Origin of the sequence: Eubacterium sp. AF15-50, from assembly GCF_934835595.1 — a bacterium.
GTDB lineage: Bacteria > Bacillota > Clostridia > Lachnospirales > Lachnospiraceae > Eubacterium_G > Eubacterium_G segne.
Window position 1 is genome coordinate 1 of sequence record NZ_CAKVZL010000152.1, and the last position, 590, is coordinate 590.

Annotated in this window: 1 protein-coding gene and 1 pseudogene; both read right to left on the reverse strand. The window is 40.7% G+C overall.

What is annotated here, in order from left to right; genetic code table 11:
• Positions 1–447: pseudogene (locus tag Q5O73_RS10540) on the reverse strand (L-lactate dehydrogenase); the annotation flags it as partial.
• A gap of 27 nt (positions 448–474) precedes the next feature.
• A partial coding sequence (locus Q5O73_RS10695) for a rubredoxin-like domain-containing protein (RefSeq protein ID WP_368076770.1) occupies positions 475–590 on the reverse strand: 116 nt, incomplete at its 5' end.

Here is a 590-nt window from a genome sequence, read left to right on the forward strand (position 1 = left end):
ATCTAACACAGTACCCGATCCAATAACCCTGTTTTCTGGAAGTCCTGATAACTTTATGGCTACCTGAGTCAGGATATCTACCGGATTCGCAACTACAAGCATGATACCTGCAAAATTTCTCTTTGCTATTTCAGGAATGATTGACTTAAATATTGCTACATTTTTATTTACGAGATCAAGCCTTGTCTCTCCCGGTTTCTGTCCCGCTCCGGCAGATATGACAACAATTGCAGCATCAGCCACATCATCATAATCTCCGGCATATATTTTCATCGGACTCGCAAATGGAATACCATGACTGATATCCATCGCTTCTCCTTCTGCCTTGTTCTTATCTGCATCGATAAGGACAATCTCTGTAAACAAGCCACTCTGCATCAGAGCAAATACCGATGCAGAACCAACAAAGCCACAGCCTATCATTACTGCTTTTTTTGAATTAATCACTTTCTTCTTCGTAATAATCTCATCTCCTTAATAATTCTCTTCATGTACTTCAAAATAGCTCTGTGGATGATTACATACCGGACATACTTCAGGCGCCTTAGTTCCTACTACAATATGTCCACAGTTACGGCATTCCCATACCT